The 16,451-nt window shown below is 67.5% G+C and carries 19 protein-coding genes; 6 read left to right on the forward strand and 13 right to left on the reverse strand.

Annotated elements, in window-relative coordinates:
• Positions 1–2 precede the first annotated feature (2 nt).
• The gene (locus AB0M15_RS31360) at positions 3–1,283 is read left to right on the forward strand and encodes a glycoside hydrolase family 125 protein (protein WP_363825939.1); all 1,281 of its coding nucleotides are present in this window, start codon (positions 3–5) and stop codon (positions 1,281–1,283) included.
• Here the strand turns inward: AB0M15_RS31360 and AB0M15_RS31365 are convergent.
• The 6 genes from AB0M15_RS31365 to AB0M15_RS31390 all read right to left on the reverse strand — a co-directional run bounded on the left by AB0M15_RS31365 (position 1,276) and on the right by AB0M15_RS31390 (position 6,321).
• Positions 1,276–2,121 carry an ABC transporter permease subunit gene (locus tag AB0M15_RS31365; RefSeq protein WP_363825946.1) on the reverse strand — a complete coding sequence of 282 codons (846 nt, stop codon included), beginning with the start codon at positions 2,119–2,121 and terminating at the stop codon, positions 1,276–1,278. The two genes, AB0M15_RS31360 and AB0M15_RS31365, sit on opposite strands and share 8 nt — an antisense overlap.
• Positions 2,111–3,037 carry an ABC transporter ATP-binding protein gene (locus AB0M15_RS31370; protein ID WP_363825954.1) on the reverse strand — a complete coding sequence of 309 codons (927 nt, stop codon included), beginning with the start codon at positions 3,035–3,037 and terminating at the stop codon, positions 2,111–2,113. The genes AB0M15_RS31365 and AB0M15_RS31370 overlap by 11 nt, the downstream gene beginning before the upstream one ends.
• Positions 3,038–3,118: 81 nt before the next feature.
• Positions 3,119–3,739 (reverse strand): SDR family oxidoreductase, encoded by a 621-nt coding sequence (locus AB0M15_RS31375; protein WP_363825956.1) that lies wholly within the window; start codon positions 3,737–3,739, stop codon positions 3,119–3,121.
• 65 nt (positions 3,740–3,804) lie between these two features.
• Positions 3,805–4,470, reverse strand: a complete 666-nt coding sequence (locus AB0M15_RS31380) for a response regulator transcription factor (protein ID WP_363825960.1) — start codon at positions 4,468–4,470, stop codon at positions 3,805–3,807.
• Between the two features lie 25 nt (positions 4,471–4,495).
• On the reverse strand, positions 4,496–5,158 hold the full coding sequence (locus AB0M15_RS31385) for a response regulator transcription factor (RefSeq protein WP_363826034.1): 663 nt from the start codon (positions 5,156–5,158) through the stop codon (positions 4,496–4,498).
• A gap of 11 nt (positions 5,159–5,169) precedes the next feature.
• Entirely contained in the window at positions 5,170–6,321 is a 1,152-nt protein-coding gene (locus AB0M15_RS31390; RefSeq protein WP_363825965.1) for a histidine kinase, read from the reverse strand.
• 130 nt (positions 6,322–6,451) lie between these two features.
• On the opposite strand from AB0M15_RS31390, the gene AB0M15_RS31395 reads away from it, so the two are divergent.
• On the forward strand, positions 6,452–6,898 hold the full coding sequence (locus AB0M15_RS31395; protein ID WP_363825967.1) for a DUF6069 family protein: 447 nt from the start codon (positions 6,452–6,454) through the stop codon (positions 6,896–6,898).
• A gap of 10 nt (positions 6,899–6,908) precedes the next feature.
• Complete coding sequence (locus AB0M15_RS31400) at positions 6,909–7,469, forward strand: class I SAM-dependent methyltransferase (protein ID WP_363825970.1); 561 nt, start codon at positions 6,909–6,911, stop codon at positions 7,467–7,469.
• Here AB0M15_RS31400 and AB0M15_RS31405 read toward each other — a convergent pair.
• Positions 7,466–8,155 carry an FCD domain-containing protein gene (locus tag AB0M15_RS31405; protein ID WP_363825973.1) on the reverse strand — a complete coding sequence of 230 codons (690 nt, stop codon included), beginning with the start codon at positions 8,153–8,155 and terminating at the stop codon, positions 7,466–7,468. The two genes, AB0M15_RS31400 and AB0M15_RS31405, sit on opposite strands and share 4 nt — an antisense overlap.
• Before the next feature lie 81 nt (positions 8,156–8,236).
• Between AB0M15_RS31405 and AB0M15_RS31410 the strand changes: the two genes are divergently transcribed.
• The gene (locus AB0M15_RS31410; RefSeq protein ID WP_363825975.1) at positions 8,237–9,448 is read left to right on the forward strand and encodes an alpha-hydroxy acid oxidase; all 1,212 of its coding nucleotides are present in this window, start codon (positions 8,237–8,239) and stop codon (positions 9,446–9,448) included.
• Positions 9,449–9,569: 121 nt separating this feature from the next.
• Here the strand turns inward: AB0M15_RS31410 and AB0M15_RS31415 are convergent, their stop codons facing one another.
• The 3 genes from AB0M15_RS31415 to AB0M15_RS31425 form a co-directional block, all read right to left on the reverse strand.
• Complete coding sequence (locus AB0M15_RS31415) at positions 9,570–10,697, reverse strand: sensor histidine kinase (protein WP_363825978.1); 1,128 nt, start codon at positions 10,695–10,697, stop codon at positions 9,570–9,572.
• A 77-nt stretch (positions 10,698–10,774) separates the two neighbouring features.
• A complete protein-coding gene (locus AB0M15_RS31420; protein ID WP_363825981.1) occupies positions 10,775–11,413 on the reverse strand; it encodes a pyridoxamine 5'-phosphate oxidase family protein in 639 nt (212 codons plus the stop codon).
• Positions 11,413–12,684 carry an MFS transporter gene (locus tag AB0M15_RS31425; RefSeq protein ID WP_363825984.1) on the reverse strand — a complete coding sequence of 424 codons (1,272 nt, stop codon included), beginning with the start codon at positions 12,682–12,684 and terminating at the stop codon, positions 11,413–11,415. The genes AB0M15_RS31420 and AB0M15_RS31425 overlap by 1 nt, the downstream gene beginning before the upstream one ends.
• Positions 12,685–12,841: 157 nt before the next feature.
• Between AB0M15_RS31425 and AB0M15_RS31430 the strand changes: the two genes are divergently transcribed.
• The gene (locus AB0M15_RS31430) at positions 12,842–13,408 is read left to right on the forward strand and encodes a hypothetical protein (RefSeq protein ID WP_363825987.1); all 567 of its coding nucleotides are present in this window, start codon (positions 12,842–12,844) and stop codon (positions 13,406–13,408) included.
• On the opposite strand, the gene AB0M15_RS31435 is transcribed toward AB0M15_RS31430, so the two are convergent.
• Positions 13,374–14,018 carry an alpha-ketoglutarate-dependent dioxygenase AlkB gene (locus AB0M15_RS31435; RefSeq protein WP_363825990.1) on the reverse strand — a complete coding sequence of 215 codons (645 nt, stop codon included), beginning with the start codon at positions 14,016–14,018 and terminating at the stop codon, positions 13,374–13,376. The genes AB0M15_RS31430 and AB0M15_RS31435 overlap by 35 nt on opposite strands.
• Positions 14,019–14,159: 141 nt before the next feature.
• A complete protein-coding gene (locus AB0M15_RS31440; protein ID WP_363825992.1) occupies positions 14,160–14,930 on the reverse strand; it encodes an SDR family NAD(P)-dependent oxidoreductase in 771 nt (256 codons plus the stop codon).
• A 56-nt stretch (positions 14,931–14,986) separates the two neighbouring features.
• Between AB0M15_RS31440 and AB0M15_RS31445 the strand changes: the two genes are divergently transcribed.
• The gene (locus tag AB0M15_RS31445; RefSeq protein WP_363825996.1) at positions 14,987–15,424 is read left to right on the forward strand and encodes a MarR family winged helix-turn-helix transcriptional regulator; all 438 of its coding nucleotides are present in this window, start codon (positions 14,987–14,989) and stop codon (positions 15,422–15,424) included.
• 78 nt (positions 15,425–15,502) lie between these two features.
• On the opposite strand, the gene AB0M15_RS31450 is transcribed toward AB0M15_RS31445, so the two are convergent.
• Positions 15,503–15,952 carry a group II truncated hemoglobin gene (locus tag AB0M15_RS31450; RefSeq protein ID WP_363826005.1) on the reverse strand — a complete coding sequence of 150 codons (450 nt, stop codon included), beginning with the start codon at positions 15,950–15,952 and terminating at the stop codon, positions 15,503–15,505.
• Between the last annotated feature and the right edge of the window lie 499 nt (positions 15,953–16,451).

Here is a 16,451-nt window from a genome sequence, read left to right on the forward strand (position 1 = left end):
TGATGACCGGTATCGATCCCGAGGTACTAGCCCGCGCCACCGAGAAGGTCCGCCAGGCGACCGGCGACCAGGTGATCGCGGACATGTTCCACCGGTCGATGGCGGAGAACCTGCCCGCCGTCGCGGAGCGGCTGCCGGACGGTACGACCTTCGTGCTGACCGGTGACATCCCCGCGATGTGGTTGCGTGACTCCGCCGCCCAGTTGCGGCCGTACCTGGTGCTCTGCGCCGACGACCCGGCCCTGCAGGACGTACTGATCGGCGTACTGCACCGCCAGCTCGAGTACATCGCGCTCGACCCGTACGCGAACGCCTTCAACCGCGAGGCGAACGGCGCCGGCCACACCACCGACGAGACCGAGATGTCGCCGTGGGTGTGGGAACGCAAGTACGAGATCGACTCGCTGTGCTACCCGATCGAGCTGGCCTACCGGTTGTGGCGGATCACCGGACGCAAGGACGTGATCGACGATCGCTTCCGGGTGGCGGCGGCCGCGGCCCTGGAGGTGCTGGAGACCGAGCTGGATCACGACGCCAAGTCGCCGTACCGGTTCCAGCGGCACGACGACCGGCCGAGCGACTCGCTGATCCGTGCCGGTCTCGGGCAGCCGACCCAGCGGACCGGCATGTCGTGGAGCGCTTTCCGGCCGAGTGACGACGCCACCGAGCACGGCTTCAACGTGCCCGGCAACATGTTCGCCTCGGTCGTACTCGGTTACCTGCAGGCGATCGCGAGCGAGGTGCTCGACGACGCCGCGCTCGGCGATCGCGCCAAGGAGCTGAAGGTCACCATCGACGATGGGATCGCCCAGTTCGGCACGGTCGACCACCCGTCGCTCGGCCGGGTCTTCGCCTATGAGGTGGACGGCTCGGGGGAGCGGTTGCTGATGGACGACGCGAACATGCCGAGCCTGCTGTCGGCGCCGATGACGGGGTTCGCCGCGGCCGACGACCCGACGTACCTGGCGACCCGTTCACTCCTGCTCAGCCCGGAGAACCCGTACTACTACAGCGGTACTCACGGCGCCGGGATCGGCAGCCCGCACACCCCGCCGGACCACATCTGGCCGATCGCGCTGGCCGTCCAAGGCCTGACCAGCACGTCGGCTGCCGAGCGGCAACAGTTGCTCGAGCTGCTGCGCGACACCACTGGTGGGACCGGGCAGATGCACGAGTCGTTCCACACCGACGACCCGGCCAACTTCACCCGGGAGTGGTTCTCCTGGGCCAACGCGATGTTCTGCGAGCTCTGCCTCAGCCACGCGGGGCTCAAGCTCAGCTGACGTCCCGGCGCCGGGTGGTGACGACGGCCAGTACGACGAAGACGGCGGCGTAGCCGAGTACGGTCAGGAGAGCGCGATCTCCCGACACGGCATCCCGTACTCCGGGCGGCGCGTCTGCCGAATTCATCCCCGTCACGCTGAACACCAGCGCGCCGGCGTTGGCACCCGGTAGCGCGTCGGACAGGACCTCGAGATCGGGAAGCAGGCTGCTGACCACCCCGGCCAGCAGCGTCTCGATCCCGAGGATCCAGACCACGCCGAGCCCGATCGGGAGCGCGACGTTGCGGAAGGCAACGGCCAGTACCGCGCCGGCCAGGCACCAGGAACTGAGGACGAGCCAGCCGCCGGCGAGTCCTTTGATCAGGGCGAGCGGACCGGGCCAAGCCATCGGCGCATTCTCGGCCGCGGCGATCCCGATACTGCACAGGGCGCAGGCGACGAAGATGCCGAGCACCCAGACGGCCAGCATGGTCAGCAGACCGAGCAGTTGGCCGGCCAGCAACGTGCCTCGGCCAGGGCGCTGGGTGAGGATGGTCTTCAGCGTTCCCCAGGTGTACTCGCCGCCGACCACGATCGCGCCGAGCACCAGAGCGAGCGCTCCCGCGAAGACGGGGAAGCCGCCGATCGTGTTGTCCAGCACGCGTTCCGGCAGAACTCCGCGGAGTACCTCGGCGCGCGGGATACCGTCGGTCTGCTGGTTGCCGTCGCCGGTCACGTAGCCGAGGTAGGGCAGCAGGTAACCGAAGATCAGGCTGAGGACGAGCCCGGCCCCGAACAGCACCCAGGCGGCTGATCGTTTGCGGAGCTTGAGCAGCTCGGCGCGATAACTACCCAGCATGGGTCTTCTCCTTGTCCGTGGCGGTGGTCAGCTCGAAGAAGACATCCTCGAGAGCGCGTTCTGTGCTGTGCAGTTCGGAGACCGCGATCCCTTTCTCGACCAGCAGGCGGTTCACCTCGGCGGCGCGGTCGGGCGCGACCTTGACCCTGAGGGTTTCGTCGTACAGATGGACGGCGGCGGCGCCGAGTGCCTCGATGAGAAGCGAGCGAGCGCTCTCTCGGGGCGTCGCCCGGATCACCAGTTCCTGCTCGGTCCGCAGTTCGTCGACGGTGTGCTCGGCGACCATCCGGCCTTCGCTGATGATGCCGACGCGGTCGCAGATCTGCTGTACCTCACCGAGCAGGTGACTGGACAACAGGACGGTCCGGCCGTCGGCGCCCAGCTCGCGGATGAGCCGGCGCATGTCGCGCATCCCGGCCGGATCGAGTCCGTTGGTGGGCTCGTCGAGGATGACCAGCTCGGGATCCTTGAGGAGAGCCGCGGCGACACCGAGTCGCTGCTTCATCCCCAGCGAGTACGTCGAGAAACGGTCGCGGGCGCGATCGGCCAGATCGACGAGGGCGAGTACTTCGGTGATCCGGGCGCGGGGCACATCGGCGTACTCGGCGAGAACGCGGAGGTTGTCGAGCCCCGACAGGTACGGATAGAAGGCGGGCGACTCGATCATCGAGCCGGTCCGGGCGAGGACCTGCGCCTGACCAGGCGTACCGCCGAGCACGCGGACCGTACCGCTGGTCGGCGAGATCAGCCCGGTCAGAATGCGCAGGGTCGTGGTCTTGCCTGCGCCGTTCGGCCCGAGGAAGCCGTAGACCTCGCCCGGCAGAACAGTCAGATCGACACCATCGACAGCCAAGGTGTCGCCATAGCGTTTGGTCAGCCCAGAAACTTCGACCAGCGGGGCAGCGGTTGCGTTCATGCCTTAGACAGTGCCGGTCGACGCCGCCTCAGCGCGTCGCCCACCAGGAGTGACCTCGGCTACCTCACGAGGAGTAGAGAACTACCTCGCGATAGTAGGCGTCGCGCCCACCCATTCGCGCTTGTCGAGCTCACCGACGATGAACCGCGCCAGATCCGCCCGACTCACCTGCGACCCACCCCTGGGCGTCTCGGCATCCTGGACGCGATAGTCGCCGCTCGGATCCTCATCGACCAGCCGGGTCGGCCGGACCAGCGTCCACTCGAGATTGCTAGCTCGTACGATCTCCTCCAAGCGCGCCATGTCGCCGTACTGCTCGCGCATCAGCGTCCGGGCTGCCAGCCGGTACCAGAGCGGGAAACTCGGATCGTCGTGCCGTACTCCGGCGGAGGTGATCGCGATCAGCCGACCTACTCCCGCTGACTCCATCGCGGCCACCAGCGTCCGCCCGCCCTCGGAGTACAAGCCGAGCGCTCGCCTCCCGGGCGTGCCCACCGCGCTGACCACCGCGTCCTGCCCCGCAACCGCCGCCCGCACGCTGGCCGCGTCGCGGATGTCGGCGGCGACCACCCGCACGCCGTCAAGCGTCACCTTCGCTGGATCGCGTACCGCCGCCGTCACGTCATGCCCGGCCGACCTGGCCTCCTCGACTACCTGCCGACCGGTGCCACCACCGGCTCCGAAGACAATCACCTTGGACACGCTCACCAGCTCCTCATCGCGAACACTGTTCGATCAACGAACAGTGTACGTCAGGTGGTGAGCGGTCAGCCGAGCCAGCCGGGGCGGACGAGGCCGGTCTGGTAGGCCATGACGACGAGTTGGGCACGGTCGCGGACGCCGAGTTTCACCATCGCGCGGCTGACGTGGGTCTTGGCGGTGGCCGGGCTGAGCACGAGACGCTGGGCGATCTCGTCGTTGGAGAGGCCCTCGCCGACGAGTGCGACGATCTCTCGCTCGCGATCGGTCAGTACATCAAGCTCTTTGCTGGCGTGCGGCTGCCGGCTCCGGCTCGCGAACTCGGCGACCAGGCGCCGGGTGACGCCGGGGGAGAGCAGCGCATCGCCGCGAGCGACGACCCGGACAGCCTGCAACAGCTCGACCGGCTCGGTGTCCTTGACCAGGAACCCACTCGCCCCGACCCGCAGCGCCTCGAACACGTACTCGTCCAGGTCGAAGGTCGTCAGGATCACCACATGCACGTCGGAGAGCGCTTCCTCGGCCCCGATCAGCTTGGTCGCCTCGAGCCCGTCCATCCCCGGCATCCGGATATCCATCAGAACGACGTCGGGCTTCTCCGCCTTGGCCAGCTCGAACGCGGCAGCACCGTCCGCGACCTCACCGATCACGGTGATGTCGTCCTCCGCATTCAGCAAGGACCGAAACCCCGCCCGCACCAACGCCTGATCATCAGCCAGCAACACCCGGATCATGCTGCAAACCTAGAGCATCCGCCGGTCAGGCGAGGCCGGCGTCGTGGGCCAGCAGGGCGATCTGCGTGCGGTTGCCGAGTTCGAGCTTGCCGAGGATGTGCGAGATGTGCGCCTTCACCGTCGCCACGCTCATGTACAGCTCGGTCGCGATGTCTGCGTTCGCCTTGCCCTGCGCGACCGCCAGCATCACGTCGTACTCGCGCGGCGACAACCGAGAGAACGCTTCCTGAGCCCGCGTATGCGCATCGGCCTGCGTCGCCGCCTGGTCCATCAACCGCCGCGTGATGGCCGGCGACAGAATCGGATCACCCGCGGCCACCCGGCGTACTGCCTCGACGATCCGCGCCGGCGGAGTGTCCTTCAGCAGAAACCCGCTGGCCCCCGCACGCAACGCATGCAGCACGTTCTCATCGGTGTCGAAGGTCGTCAGCACGATCACCTCCGGCGGATTCTTCCGGGCCCGCAACCGCCGCGTCGCGACGATCCCGTCGACCCGCGGCATCCGCAGATCCATCAACACAAGATCCGGAAAATGCGCATCGACGGCCGCCGGCACCTCATCCCCGTCGGCAGCCTGCGCGACGACCGAGATCCCGTTGGCCCCATCCAGCATCATCTCCAAACTGGCCCGCACCAACGCGTCGTCATCCACCACCAGGACCCGAATCGTCTCACTCACACCGGCCACGGTAGCGGGACTCACGCCGGCCACGGCAGCGACGCCTCCAGCCGGAACCGTCCGTCGGGCGCGCGCCCGTGATCCAGGGTTCCGCCCGCGAGATGTACGCGCTCAGTCAACCCGACCAGCCCTGTACCGCTCCCAGGCGCCAGCGGTACGCCGTTGCCGCTCGGGTTGCTGAGCTCGATCCGCAACGACTCACCAGGCCTGCCGTCGACGACCAGCGTGACGGGATGCCCGGCCGCGTGCTTGCGCGCATTCGTCAACCCTTCCTGCACCACCCGGTACGCCGTCCGCCCGGTTGCCGGTGGCAACGATTCGGGTGTGGTGACCGATTCTGCGTACCGGATCTCCGCACCGGCATCCCGCGACTCGGCGACCAGCCCGGCCAGATCGCCGAACGTCGGCTGCGGCCGTCCGCCCGGAAGTTCGTCGATCTCGCTGTCGCGAAGCACGCTGATCACCTCGCGCAACTCCTCCAGCGCCTGATGCACCCCGGTCCGAATCACCCCGGCCGCCTTGGCAAGCTTCTCCGGCGAGGAATCCGGCCTGTACTCGAGCGCGCCGGCGTACGTCGCGAGCAGCGACAGCCGATGCGCCAGCACGTCATGCATCTCGCGCGCCATCTTCGTCCGCTCCAACATCCGGGCCTCCGCGACCCGCCGCCCTTGCTCGTTCTCAGCCCGGAGAGCGCGCTCTCGCAGCGAATTGAGCAATTGCCGGCGGGCCTGCATCCACTGCCCCCAGCCGAGCAGGGCGGCATGGACGGCGACATCCAGCACGATGTACCAGCCGAGATCGAGTCCGTTGATCGGCCGCCAGAGCTCTTGCACGAGATGGCCGGCAACTCCGGCCGCAGCGACGAGCGCGGCCGTCTTCACCGTACGACGCTGCGCGACGGTCAACGTTCCGACCGTCGACGGCGGCGTCGCAGCGGGGGAGAGCATCGCCAACGCAGCCTGCGCCAGGGCGCCCTGGACCGGGTATCGGCCAAGTACCGGAATGAGGCCACAGGCAACGATCCCGACCGCGACGTCGAGAGCCAGCCACCCCGGTTGCAGGTCTCCCGCCTGCCGCCCGAAGATCGTCATTCCTGACAGCGCTCCCACGGCAGTCACCGCAATGAGGTTGGCCCAGCGCTCATGCCTGGGCGGCCTGCAGATCTCCTCCATGCCGCCGACCATAAGCCGCCTACCGCTCGACCCACCACCGACCAAAGTCGATGCCACATCGACCTGAGACCACCCCACTCCAGCCCGCAGGCCGATGCCGCCAACCCACACCCGCGCCAATCCTTACCCCATGACCACAACCCAGAGCACCGCCGCAGCCCGCCCCACCCGTGTCGAGGGTCGTAGCCGGCTCGCCGTCGCCGGAACCACCACGATCGTCGCCGTCGCCTGGTGGGCCGTCCTCACTCAAGCCTTCGACCTCACCCTCGAAGCCAAACAAGGCGGCACAATCCACATCGGCGCTCCGTCGGTCCTGATCGCGTCGCTGGTGATGTCCCTGGCCGGCTGGGCTCTCCTCGCCATCCTCGAACACAACACCATCGCCGCCCGCAAAGCCTGGACGATCACCGCCACGATCGCCGGTGCCCTGTCCCTCACCAGCCCTCTCACCGCGGGCATCGGCATCGGCGCCAAGCTCGGTCTTGCCTCCCTCCACCTCGTGGTCGGTAGCCTGATCATCCTCGGCCTCCGCCGCACAGCCCTCTCCACCAAGGCCCGCTGCAACCCGACCGCCTGAGGACCCCGACATGACCACCTGGCCCGGCTACCAATCTCTCAAACGCAGTTTGCTAGCCACCCTCACCGGCCAGGTCCTGGAGATCGGCGCCGGCAACGGCGCCAACCTCCCGCTCCTCCCACCCGCCATCGACTGGACCGGCCTCGAGCCCCATCCTCGAGCTCGCCGCGCCCTCAGCCAAGCCGCCACGGCAGCGCCCGGCCCCCGTCGGATCCTCGACGCCCACGCCGAGGCGATCCCGTTGCCCTCAGCAAGCATCGATGTGGTTCTCTCGACGGCAGTACTGTGCTCGGTCGACAACCTGAGCGCAGTACTGTCCGAAGTCCATCGCGTACTACGCCCCGGCGGCCGCTTCGTGTTCATGGAACACGTAGCAGCCCCACCAGGGAGCGCCTTCCGGCGCATGCAACGCATGATCGCCCCGATCACCCGCGTAGTCGACCGGGGCTGCGATCCCAGCCGCGATCTCGCCCCCGAGATCGAAGCCGCCTTTGCGGACGTCGACCTGACCCGCTACACCGCCTCCGGCCTGTTCAAGATCCCCTTCATCGCCGGAACCGCATACCCCTAGCGCAGCTGAGCCGCCCGGTAGAACCCCTCGATATGCGCGGTGATCAGCTTCGCCGCCTCGTCGCCCGCCCCAGCCCGAATCGCCCCCACGATCGACCGATGCTCGGCTCGCAAACCCACCGCAGTCGCGTCCCAGTCCGCCAGGTTCGGTACCGCGGCCAGCACGTACCCATGAATCGCCGTACGCAACGACGACATCACCGCCGCGATCAGCACATTCCCAGCCAGCGCGGACAACGCGACATGAAACTCAGCGTCCAGCAGATGGAACTCCTCCGGCGACAACCCCGGAGCATCCATCCGATCCAGCAGCTCCTCAGCCGCCACCAGATCCCCGGCCCCCGCATGATGCGCCGCCTCGCGTGCCGTCCACGACTCCAGCAGCACCCGCGTCTGCACGATGTCGCCCATCGGCAGGTGATTCGTCGCGAGGTGCAGCCGCAGCAACGCGGTCAACGGTGACGCCGGCTCGGCGACGATCACCGCGCCTGACTCAGGTCCCGAGCCGGTCGCGGTACGGACGACCCCCATCGCTTCCAGCACCCGCACGGCCTCCCGCACCGATGGCCTGCTGATCCCGAGTTGCTCTGCCAGGGAGCGTTCTCCGGGCAGCCGCTCGCCGAGTCGCAGCCGACCGGCCGCGAGATCGGCCTCGACCCGGTGCAGGACCAGCTCGTAGTTCTTCACAGAGCGGAGTGTAGCCCTGTGGTCGGACCACAGACTATGCTGTGGTCCGACCACACAGTTCGCCTGCCGAGGGAAGCACCGATGACTGATCGCCAGATACCGCGCTGGTCCGAGCTCAAGCCGCTGCTGCGCCCGAAGCCGGTCACCCTGAACGCGACCGATCGCCGGCTGGCGAAGGCGCTCACGATCGCCGACCTGCGCGCGGTCGCCAAGCGCCGTACGCCGCGCTCGGTCTTCGACTACACCGACGGCGCCGCCGAGGCCGAGATCAGCCTGAGCCGCGCCCGGCGGCTGTTCCGCGAGATGGAGCTGCAGCCGTCCATCCTGCGCAACGTCTCCGAGATCGATCTCGGCACGACCATCCTCGGCCGGCGCTCGGAGCTGCCGTTCGCATTCGCGCCGACCGGCTTCACCCGGATGATGAACCACGAGGGCGAGAGTGCGGTCGTCAAGGTCGCCCAGGACATCGGCATCCCGTACGCGCTGTCGACGATGGGTACGACCTCGATCGAGGACGTCGCCGTGGCCGGACCGGACGCGCGCAAGTGGTTCCAGCTGTATGTCTGGAAGGACCGCGCCGCCGGCGAGGACCTGGTGAAGCGGTCAGCCGCCGCGGGGTACGAGGCGCTGATGCTGACCGTCGACGTACCGGTCGCAGGCGCCCGCCTTCGTGATGTCCGCAACGGTTTCACCATCCCGCCGTCGCTGACGGTCAAGACAGTGCTGGACGCCTCGATGCACCCGGCCTGGTGGGCCAACTTGCTCACCACCCGCCCGCTCACCTTCGCCTCGCTGTCGAGCTGGGGCGGTACGGTCGCCGACCTGCTGAACCAGCTCTTCGACCCGACGATGACCATCGACGACCTGAACTGGCTCCGTTCGATCTGGGACGGCCCGCTCATCATCAAGGGCATCCAGACCGTCGAAGACGCCCGCCGGGTAGTCGATGCAGGCGCCGACGCCATCGTCTTGTCCAACCACGGCGGTCGCCAGCTGGACCGGGCTCCTACGCCGCTCCGCATCCTCCCGGAGGTCCGCAAGGCCATCGGTACGGACGCTGAGATCTACCTGGACACCGGCATCATGAGCGGCGCTGACATCGTCGCCTCCCTCGCCCTGGGCGCGGACGCCTGCCTTGTGGGCCGGGCGTACCTCTACGGCCTGATGGCCGGCGGCGAACGAGGAGTAGCCCGAGCCGCAGAGATCCTCACCACCGAGGTCCGCCGCACCATGGCCCTACTCGGCGTGGACAAGGTCGCAGACCTCAACCCAGGCCACGTCCGCCTACCCTGACAGCCGGTACTACGTCCGCCGACCCGCCGATTCGCCGACCCGCCGATCCGGCAACCCCGCCGATCCGGCGACCCCGCCGATCCGGCGACCCCGGCGACGCGGCGGATCGGCGCGTCGGTCGTCAGATCGGCAGGTTTGCGACGATTCGTAGACCGCCAGTCGGAGTGCGACTAGCGGTCAGGGTGCCGCCCAGGGCGGTGGCTCGTTCTCGCATGCCGACGATGCCGTTTCCCTCGCGTGGCGGCCCGGCCAACGCCGAGCCGTCGTCATCCACCTGCAGCACCAGCGACTCCTCGCCGTACTGGATCCGCACGGTCGCCGCAGTCGCCTGCGCATGCCGTACCACGTTGGTGAGCGACTCCTGGATGATGCGGAAGGCCGCGCGATCCAGACTGGTCGGGAGCGGGCGGGGATCTCCGTGGACGATCGCGTGTACCTCCAGCCCGGCCATCGACGTACGGCTGATCAGGTGATCGAGCCGGTCCAGCCCGGCGACCGGTTGGCGTGGTGCTGACTCGTCGGACTGCCGTAGTACGCCGACGATCGACCGCAGCTCGACCAGCGCCTCCTTGCTGGCGTCCTTGATCGCCGCCAGCGCCGGCCCGGCCTGCTCCGGTTGTCGGTCGACCAGATGCAGCGCGGTCGACGCCTGCACGTTGATCAGCGAGATGTGATGCGCTACCACGTCATGCAACTCCTGCGCGATCCGCAGCCGCTCCTCACCGGCCCGCCGCAGCTCCGCCTCACGCCTGGTCTTGTTGGCCGCCATCACCCGCTCGCGATGCCCACGGAACAGCTCGGCCATGAAGCCCAGCACCACGAAGCAGGTGCCGACCAGGAGTACCTGGTAGACGTTCTGATCGTTGGTGCCGAGCACCAGCCGCCCGAGCACGTGCCCGGCGTACAGCGTGACCAGGCCGACCCAACCGGCCAGCCGATGCCCAGTCCGGATCACCGTGAAGACAGCGATCACAAAGCCGAAGATCACCGGCCCGTACCCGTACTGCATCAACATGTAGACGAGCGTCGAGACGACTGTTGCCCACAGCACCGGTATCGGATGACTCCGCAGCCAGTAGAGCGACACCGAGCCGATCAGAACCAGCAGCACCATGATCCAGTCGCCGTGCCGCCGCCCCTCCTGGTTGTTGGACGACCCGAACGACCCGAACACCGCGATGACCGTGACGACCGCAGGCAGCAGCACCCGCCTCAGGCGGCCGTCGGAGATCAGCTCAGTAGTGCTCACCCTCGAACCGTAGAGGTCGGGCCGGTCCGGTGTCATCGTCGCCACGGAGTACTTCGGACTGCTCCGTTCGCAGTACCTCAGTACTTGACCTTGTAGATGCCTTCTTCGTAGCTGGGACCGTAGTACTGCTTCAGCTCGGCCAGGTCGGCGTCCTGACGGTCCGTCGCCTTGGCGATCTCGGCCCGGCTCGGCACCGCCTCTGGGTTCCAGCTCTCGGTCTTCCACAGCTTCGAGCGCAGGAACGCCTTGGAGCAGTGGTGGAAGATCTCCTCGATCTCGACCAGCAGCGCGAGCTGCGGCCGGTTGCCCTTCACGATCATGTCGTCGAAGAACGGGGCTTCCTTGATGATCCGCGCCCGGCCGTTGATCCGCAGCGTCTCACCGCGGCCCGGCAGCAGGTAGATCAGCCCGACGTGCGGGTTGCTGACGATGTTGAGGAAGCCGTCGATCCGCCGGTTGCCGGCCCGCTCCGGGATCGCGATCGTGCAGTCGTCCAGCACCTTGGTGAAGCCGGCCGGGTCGCCCTTGGGGGAGACGTCACAGCTGCCGTCGGCGGCCGAGGTGGCGATCAGGCAGAACGGCGACGCGGCCAGCCACTCCTTGTCGAGCTCGTGGAGCTCCTTGCGCACCTTGTCCGCGGTGGCCTGCAACGGCGCCGGGACCACCTCGCGCAGCTCTTCCTGCGAGGTGATCTCGACCAGTCCGGGGATGTCCATCAGGCGGCCTGCTCCTCCTCCAGAGACGGCTCGGTCACCTGGCCGGCGGACCGCGTCCGTGCTGCCCATCGTACGGCGGGACCAGTCACCACACTGGTCCCAAGGAACAGCGCACCGACGATCATCCAGCCCACCGGACCCCATCCCAGGACCAGCGTGGTGAGCAGCGCGGGGCCGAGCATCCGGGCGATCGCGGGGCCGGTTCCGAAGAAGCCCTGGTACTGCCCCTGCTTGTCGGCGGGCGCCAGGCCGAAGCTGATCTCCCAAGCGCCAGAGGCCAGCTTCATCTCGCCCAGCGTCAGCAGCGCTGCAGCGACAGCCAGTACTACGGCCGCGCCGGCGGGGGCCATCCCGATGGCGGAGAGGGCGAAGACCCCACAGGCGGCCAGCATCGCGACACCGGCGAAGCGGACTGAGCGGGTCGCAGTACGGAGGTTGGTGACGGAGCGAGCGATCCGTACCTGGAAGAAGGTGACGCCTAGCGTGTTGATGATCAGCAGCGAGGCGACGACCCAGCCGGGGGCGTTGGTGCGCTCGACGATCCACAGCGGGGCGACCAGGCTGAGCAGCGGCATGAACATCAGCATCACGGCGTTGAGCAGAGCCAGTACGGCGTACGGGCGGTCGTGCAGTACTGCCAGCCGGGGCTCGCCGGCGACCCGGAGCTTGACGGGCTGGACTGCGGGAACCCGGTGGATCAGCGCTGCGGCGATCAGGAAGCTCGCGGCGTCGATGGCGAATACCGTCAGGTACGCCGGTGCAGTGTCGAATCGCAGCGCCACACCACCGAACGCGGCGCCCACTGCGAGACCGGCGTTGACCGTCGACTGCAGGAAGGCGCGGATCCTGGTGCGCTCGGCCGGCTGGACCAGGCCGGCCAGCAGCGCCTGGCGAGCGGCGGTCAGGCCGGTCTGGCTGCTCGCGTAGGCGATGGCCGCGATCAGGAACAGCGGGAAGCTGCGGACGAAGAGGAACGAACCGACGGAGACCGCGGTGGACAGCGCCAGCAGGATGGCGACGCCGCGGGGGCCTTTGCGGTCGGCGAGGTTGCCGAGCGGTACGCCGGTCAGGAAGCCGACCAGCCACGCGATCGTGAGGCCGAGCCCGACCTGCGCGGTGGACAGGCCGACGACGCGGGTGAAGAAGAGCGCGGAGGTGACGATGAACGCGCCGTCGCCCACCGAGTTGGCCAGCTGCGCGAACGCGAGATTGCGAGCGGCCCCGGCCGGCGGTAGCAGCGAACCGGCCTTCGTGCTGCGGGTGGTGGTCATTTCGGTCTCCCTCGGCTCTTTGGTACCTCGAGCCTAGAAGCCGATCGGCCCACGCGTGAGGTCCACTTCGCCGCAGATCCGATGGGCCAATTCAGGTGCTCGCAATTGGCCTGTGGACAACTGCGAATCGGCTGGAAAACGACGGCATGTTCTAGGTATGACCTTCAGCGATCTCCCCATCAACTGGCGCACCCGTCCACTCACCGACCCCGTTCTCGCCGCCAACGCCGTCGACCTCTTCGTCACCGAGGCCGAGCGCCGCCAAGGCGTCCTGGCAGCCCTGATCTGCGACCGCCGAGCACGCTTCCGTGCGTCGATCCTGCTTGACCTACCGCGCGACGCCCCACTGGCTTCACCCAAGTCCTGCAGCAGAGCCTTGGCACCCCTGATCCCGGTCCTGGAGAGCCGCCCCGACGGCGCCCTGATCCTCGCCCTGGGCCGCCCCGAACCAGACCCACCCTCAGATCACGACTGGATCCAAGCGGCCATCCAAACCTGCCGGACAGCCTCGATCCGCCTCCTGGCCTTCTACCTGGCCACCCCCACCAACGTCCAAGCCGTCCCCCTACCCACCCCGCCGCTCCCGCCCACCCCGCCGCTTCCGCCCGGCCCGCCGCTGGCCACCCGACCAAGACCGCCTAGCCCACCACCGCTGGCGAGCCGACCACTCGCCTCGGTCGGGCTGGGCGTCAGCGGACGCCTCGGGGACGGAACTGGATGCTGATCCGCGGACCGATGTGTCCGGAGGACTTGGGAATCGCGTGCTCCCAGGTGCGCTGGCAACTGCCACCCATCACGATCAGATCCCCATGCCCCAGCGGATAGCGAATGGTCGAACTCACCGGCCCACTGTTGTTACCCGGCTTGGGCCGCAATGCAAGAACCCGCGGTTCACCCACCGAAAGGATGGCCACCATCGTGTCCTCACGACTACCCCGACCGATCTTGTCCCCATGCCAAGCGACGCTGTCCCGCCCATCGCGATAGAAGCACAAGCCGGCCGTCCGGAACGGCTCACCCAGCTCCTCCGCGTAATGCTCACTCAACAAATCCCGCGCTTCATCGAGAATCGGCAACGGCAGATCCTGATTCTCCCCGTAGAAGCACAGCAACCGGGGAACATCGACCACCCGGTCGTACATCTGCCGCCGCTCATCCCGCCAGGGCACGTCGGCAGCCAGCCGCTCATACACCTGGTCCGCCCCGGTCAACCACCGCGGCAGCACGTCGATCCACGCGCCCTGGCTCAGCTCCGTCCGCCGAATCCCGTCCAACGACCCCAACGCGGGATCCTCGAACGCATCCAGCAGGGAGGCCTGAAGATCAGCACCCATGCCCCCACCATACCCGACATTCGAACAGATGTTCCCCTCAATCCCGGAGAGGCCGCCGAAGCCCTTGCGGCTAGCGTTGCCTGCGCCGGCTCCGTTACCTGACCAGGAAGGCCCGAGATGGCCGGGTAGATGCCTCGCTGCTTAGTAGGTCGTCACGGGGAATCGGGCGGTGCTGTTGTCGAAGGTGGCTTGCTCGCTCTGCAAGCGCTGGGTGATTTCGTCCGTGGCGGTTGGGCCGTACCCGATGACCTGTGGTCCGCCTGCGAGGGCGGCGTCGATTCCGGCCAGTGCGGCGTCGCAGAAGTCGTCGACTGGTGCGCCATGGGTGTTGTCTGGCACTGCGAGTTCGGTGGCGACTGCTGGTGGCATCAGTTCGATGACTCGGCAGGGGGTGCCGGCGAGGGCGTGCCTCAGGGTCATGGAGTAGCTGTGCAGTGCGGCCTTGCAGGCGCTGTAGAGGGGCGCGAACGGTTGGGGGATCAGAGCGCCTCCGGAGGTGACCTCGATGATCGCTGCCGGTCGGCCGTGCGCCAGTAAGACGGGGATCAGCAGGTGGTCCAGGTGTGCGGGTGCCGCGAGCAGAGTGTCGATCTCCGCCTGTCGCTCTGCCCAGGGCGCGTTGTCCTCAGCGAGCGCGACGCGTCGCTGGATTCCGGCGTTGTTCACCAGGAGGTCGAGGCCGGGCATCGATTCGCGGACGTGCGCCGCCAGCGCCTCGCGGTCTGCCGGATTGCTCAGGTCGCCGGCGAAGGTCTGCAGCCCGGGATGCGCCTCCGCGGTTTCCGCAAGGAGCCGTGTCGAACGCCCGGTCACGAGGACGCGGTCGCCCCGTGCCAGGAGTCGGGCGGCGAGACCTAGTCCGATTCCCCGGCTACCGCCGGTGATGAGTGCGTGATGAGTGATGCCGTTCATCGTGTTGTCATGACAACACGGTACTGCTGGAGGTGTTGATGTGACAACATGGAGCGGTGGCCACCACCCCGCTGACCGAGACCGAGATCGCCCTGTGGCATGCGTTCAAGCGTGCCGCTGAGATCGTGCGCGGCCGGATCGCGGCGGAGATCACGCGCGAGACGGGGCTGTCCGACGCGGACTTCGGGATCGTCACCCGGATCGTCGACGCGGGCAGCAGCATGCGGCAGAACGAACTCGCCGCGTCCATGGGCTGGCATCGCAGTCGGCTCTCGCATCAGCTCACCCGCATGGTCGACCGGCGACTGGTCCGACGGCTCGAAGTCGACAACGGCGTCGAGGTCGAGATCACCGATGAGGGCCGCACAGTTGCTGAGCTTGCCCGTCCCGTTCATGCTGCAGCCGTCCGCACTTTGCTGATCGAACGCATCCCAGCGGATCAGCGTGTCGGCTTCACTGAGCTGCTGCAAACCCTCGCGGACGAAACGAAGTAGGAATACCTCCCTGCCCCGGTCCGTGAACCAGGTGAGCGGACGGGCCCGTTGGGCTGGAGTTGGCCCGGGCCTTCCAGGCTAGGGTTTGGTGTCGCCGGCCCAGGTCCAGCGGGGGACGTCGCGTAGAGGGTGAAGGTCGGCGTCAGTTGCAGCGTTCGAATTCTGCATCGCTACGCGCGAGCCGAACTCGACGTGTTCACGGACCGCCTCGCGGAACGCCGGATCGGGTGGCAAGTCGGCGGCGTCGAGCGCGTCCATGTAGAGGTCGACGAACCGCTGACGCTGAGCCTCGGTGATCTGCAGGCCACGGTGGACCTCGATCAGGTGCGCGAAGCCCAGCTCGCGAGAGAACTGATCCGGGCCGCCGAAGGACTCGGCGGTGAACGCCGTCAGGTGATCGACGTGTTCAGGCTTCCCCGCCCCGAACAGGGGCTGTAGTACGGCGTCACTCAGCACGCTGTCGTAGAACGTCTGCTCCAGGCGGTGCAGCCCCTCGATCCCGCCTGCAAACTCGAAAAGTGTCGGCACTCGGCATCCTCTTGATCAGGCCCGCATCGGTCTTGCTCTTGCCTCCAGACGTTAACGGCCGATGGCATGTCCCCACCAGCGATGCCGAAGCTGATCCAAGACACATCCAATATCTGTGGTGGCTGGATTAGACATTGCCTGGTGGCGTGTGTAGTGTTCTTCTCGTTGACAGAGAAGAACAGCGAAGCTGACGTGGACAGCTAACGATCTGTCCAAGGTTGTGAAGTAGGTACGACGGCGGACTCCGCCGGGCCGATCAGTGAAGGGGCCCGGGTTTCACGCCAAGGTCAGAGCCTGTGGAGCCAGTGGTTGGAAAGGGTTCCCGGCTTGACGGATCGAAGTAGCAGTTCGCAGTTCCGTAGTCGCAGTAGCTGTTTGTAGTTGCAGTTGAAGTACCAGTAGTTGTTGTTCGAGAGAGAAGGGAACGGATTACGCCGTCGGATCGCCCGCCAGTGCCAGTACTTCGCCGGGCGGGTGCCGTGGTTCCATCAAGAAGGAA

It is taken from the genome of Kribbella sp. NPDC051718, from assembly GCF_040681515.1.
Lineage (GTDB): Bacteria > Actinomycetota > Actinomycetes > Propionibacteriales > Kribbellaceae > Kribbella.

Bases quoted from the DNA above. Each gene is read 5' to 3' on its own strand.
- AB0M15_RS31360 (WP_363825939.1), top strand. From the start codon at position 3: ATGACCGGTATCGATCCCGAGGTACTAGCCCGCGCCACCGAGAAGGTC.
- AB0M15_RS31365 (WP_363825946.1), bottom strand. From the start codon at position 2,121: ATGCTGGGTAGTTATCGCGCCGAGCTGCTCAAGCTCCGCAAACGATCA.
- AB0M15_RS31370 (WP_363825954.1), bottom strand. From the start codon at position 3,037: ATGAACGCAACCGCTGCCCCGCTGGTCGAAGTTTCTGGGCTGACCAAA.
- AB0M15_RS31380 (WP_363825960.1), bottom strand. From the start codon at position 4,470: ATGATCCGGGTGTTGCTGGCTGATGATCAGGCGTTGGTGCGGGCGGGG.
- AB0M15_RS31390 (WP_363825965.1), bottom strand. From the start codon at position 6,321: ATGGAGGAGATCTGCAGGCCGCCCAGGCATGAGCGCTGGGCCAACCTC.
- AB0M15_RS31395 (WP_363825967.1), top strand. From the start codon at position 6,452: ATGACCACAACCCAGAGCACCGCCGCAGCCCGCCCCACCCGTGTCGAG.
- AB0M15_RS31400 (WP_363825970.1), top strand. From the start codon at position 6,909: ATGACCACCTGGCCCGGCTACCAATCTCTCAAACGCAGTTTGCTAGCC.
- AB0M15_RS31410 (WP_363825975.1), top strand. From the start codon at position 8,237: ATGACTGATCGCCAGATACCGCGCTGGTCCGAGCTCAAGCCGCTGCTG.
- AB0M15_RS31420 (WP_363825981.1), bottom strand. From the start codon at position 11,413: ATGGACATCCCCGGACTGGTCGAGATCACCTCGCAGGAAGAGCTGCGC.
- AB0M15_RS31425 (WP_363825984.1), bottom strand. From the start codon at position 12,684: ATGACCACCACCCGCAGCACGAAGGCCGGTTCGCTGCTACCGCCGGCC.
- AB0M15_RS31430 (WP_363825987.1), top strand. From the start codon at position 12,842: ATGACCTTCAGCGATCTCCCCATCAACTGGCGCACCCGTCCACTCACC.
- AB0M15_RS31435 (WP_363825990.1), bottom strand. From the start codon at position 14,018: ATGGGTGCTGATCTTCAGGCCTCCCTGCTGGATGCGTTCGAGGATCCC.
- AB0M15_RS31440 (WP_363825992.1), bottom strand. From the start codon at position 14,930: ATGAACGGCATCACTCATCACGCACTCATCACCGGCGGTAGCCGGGGA.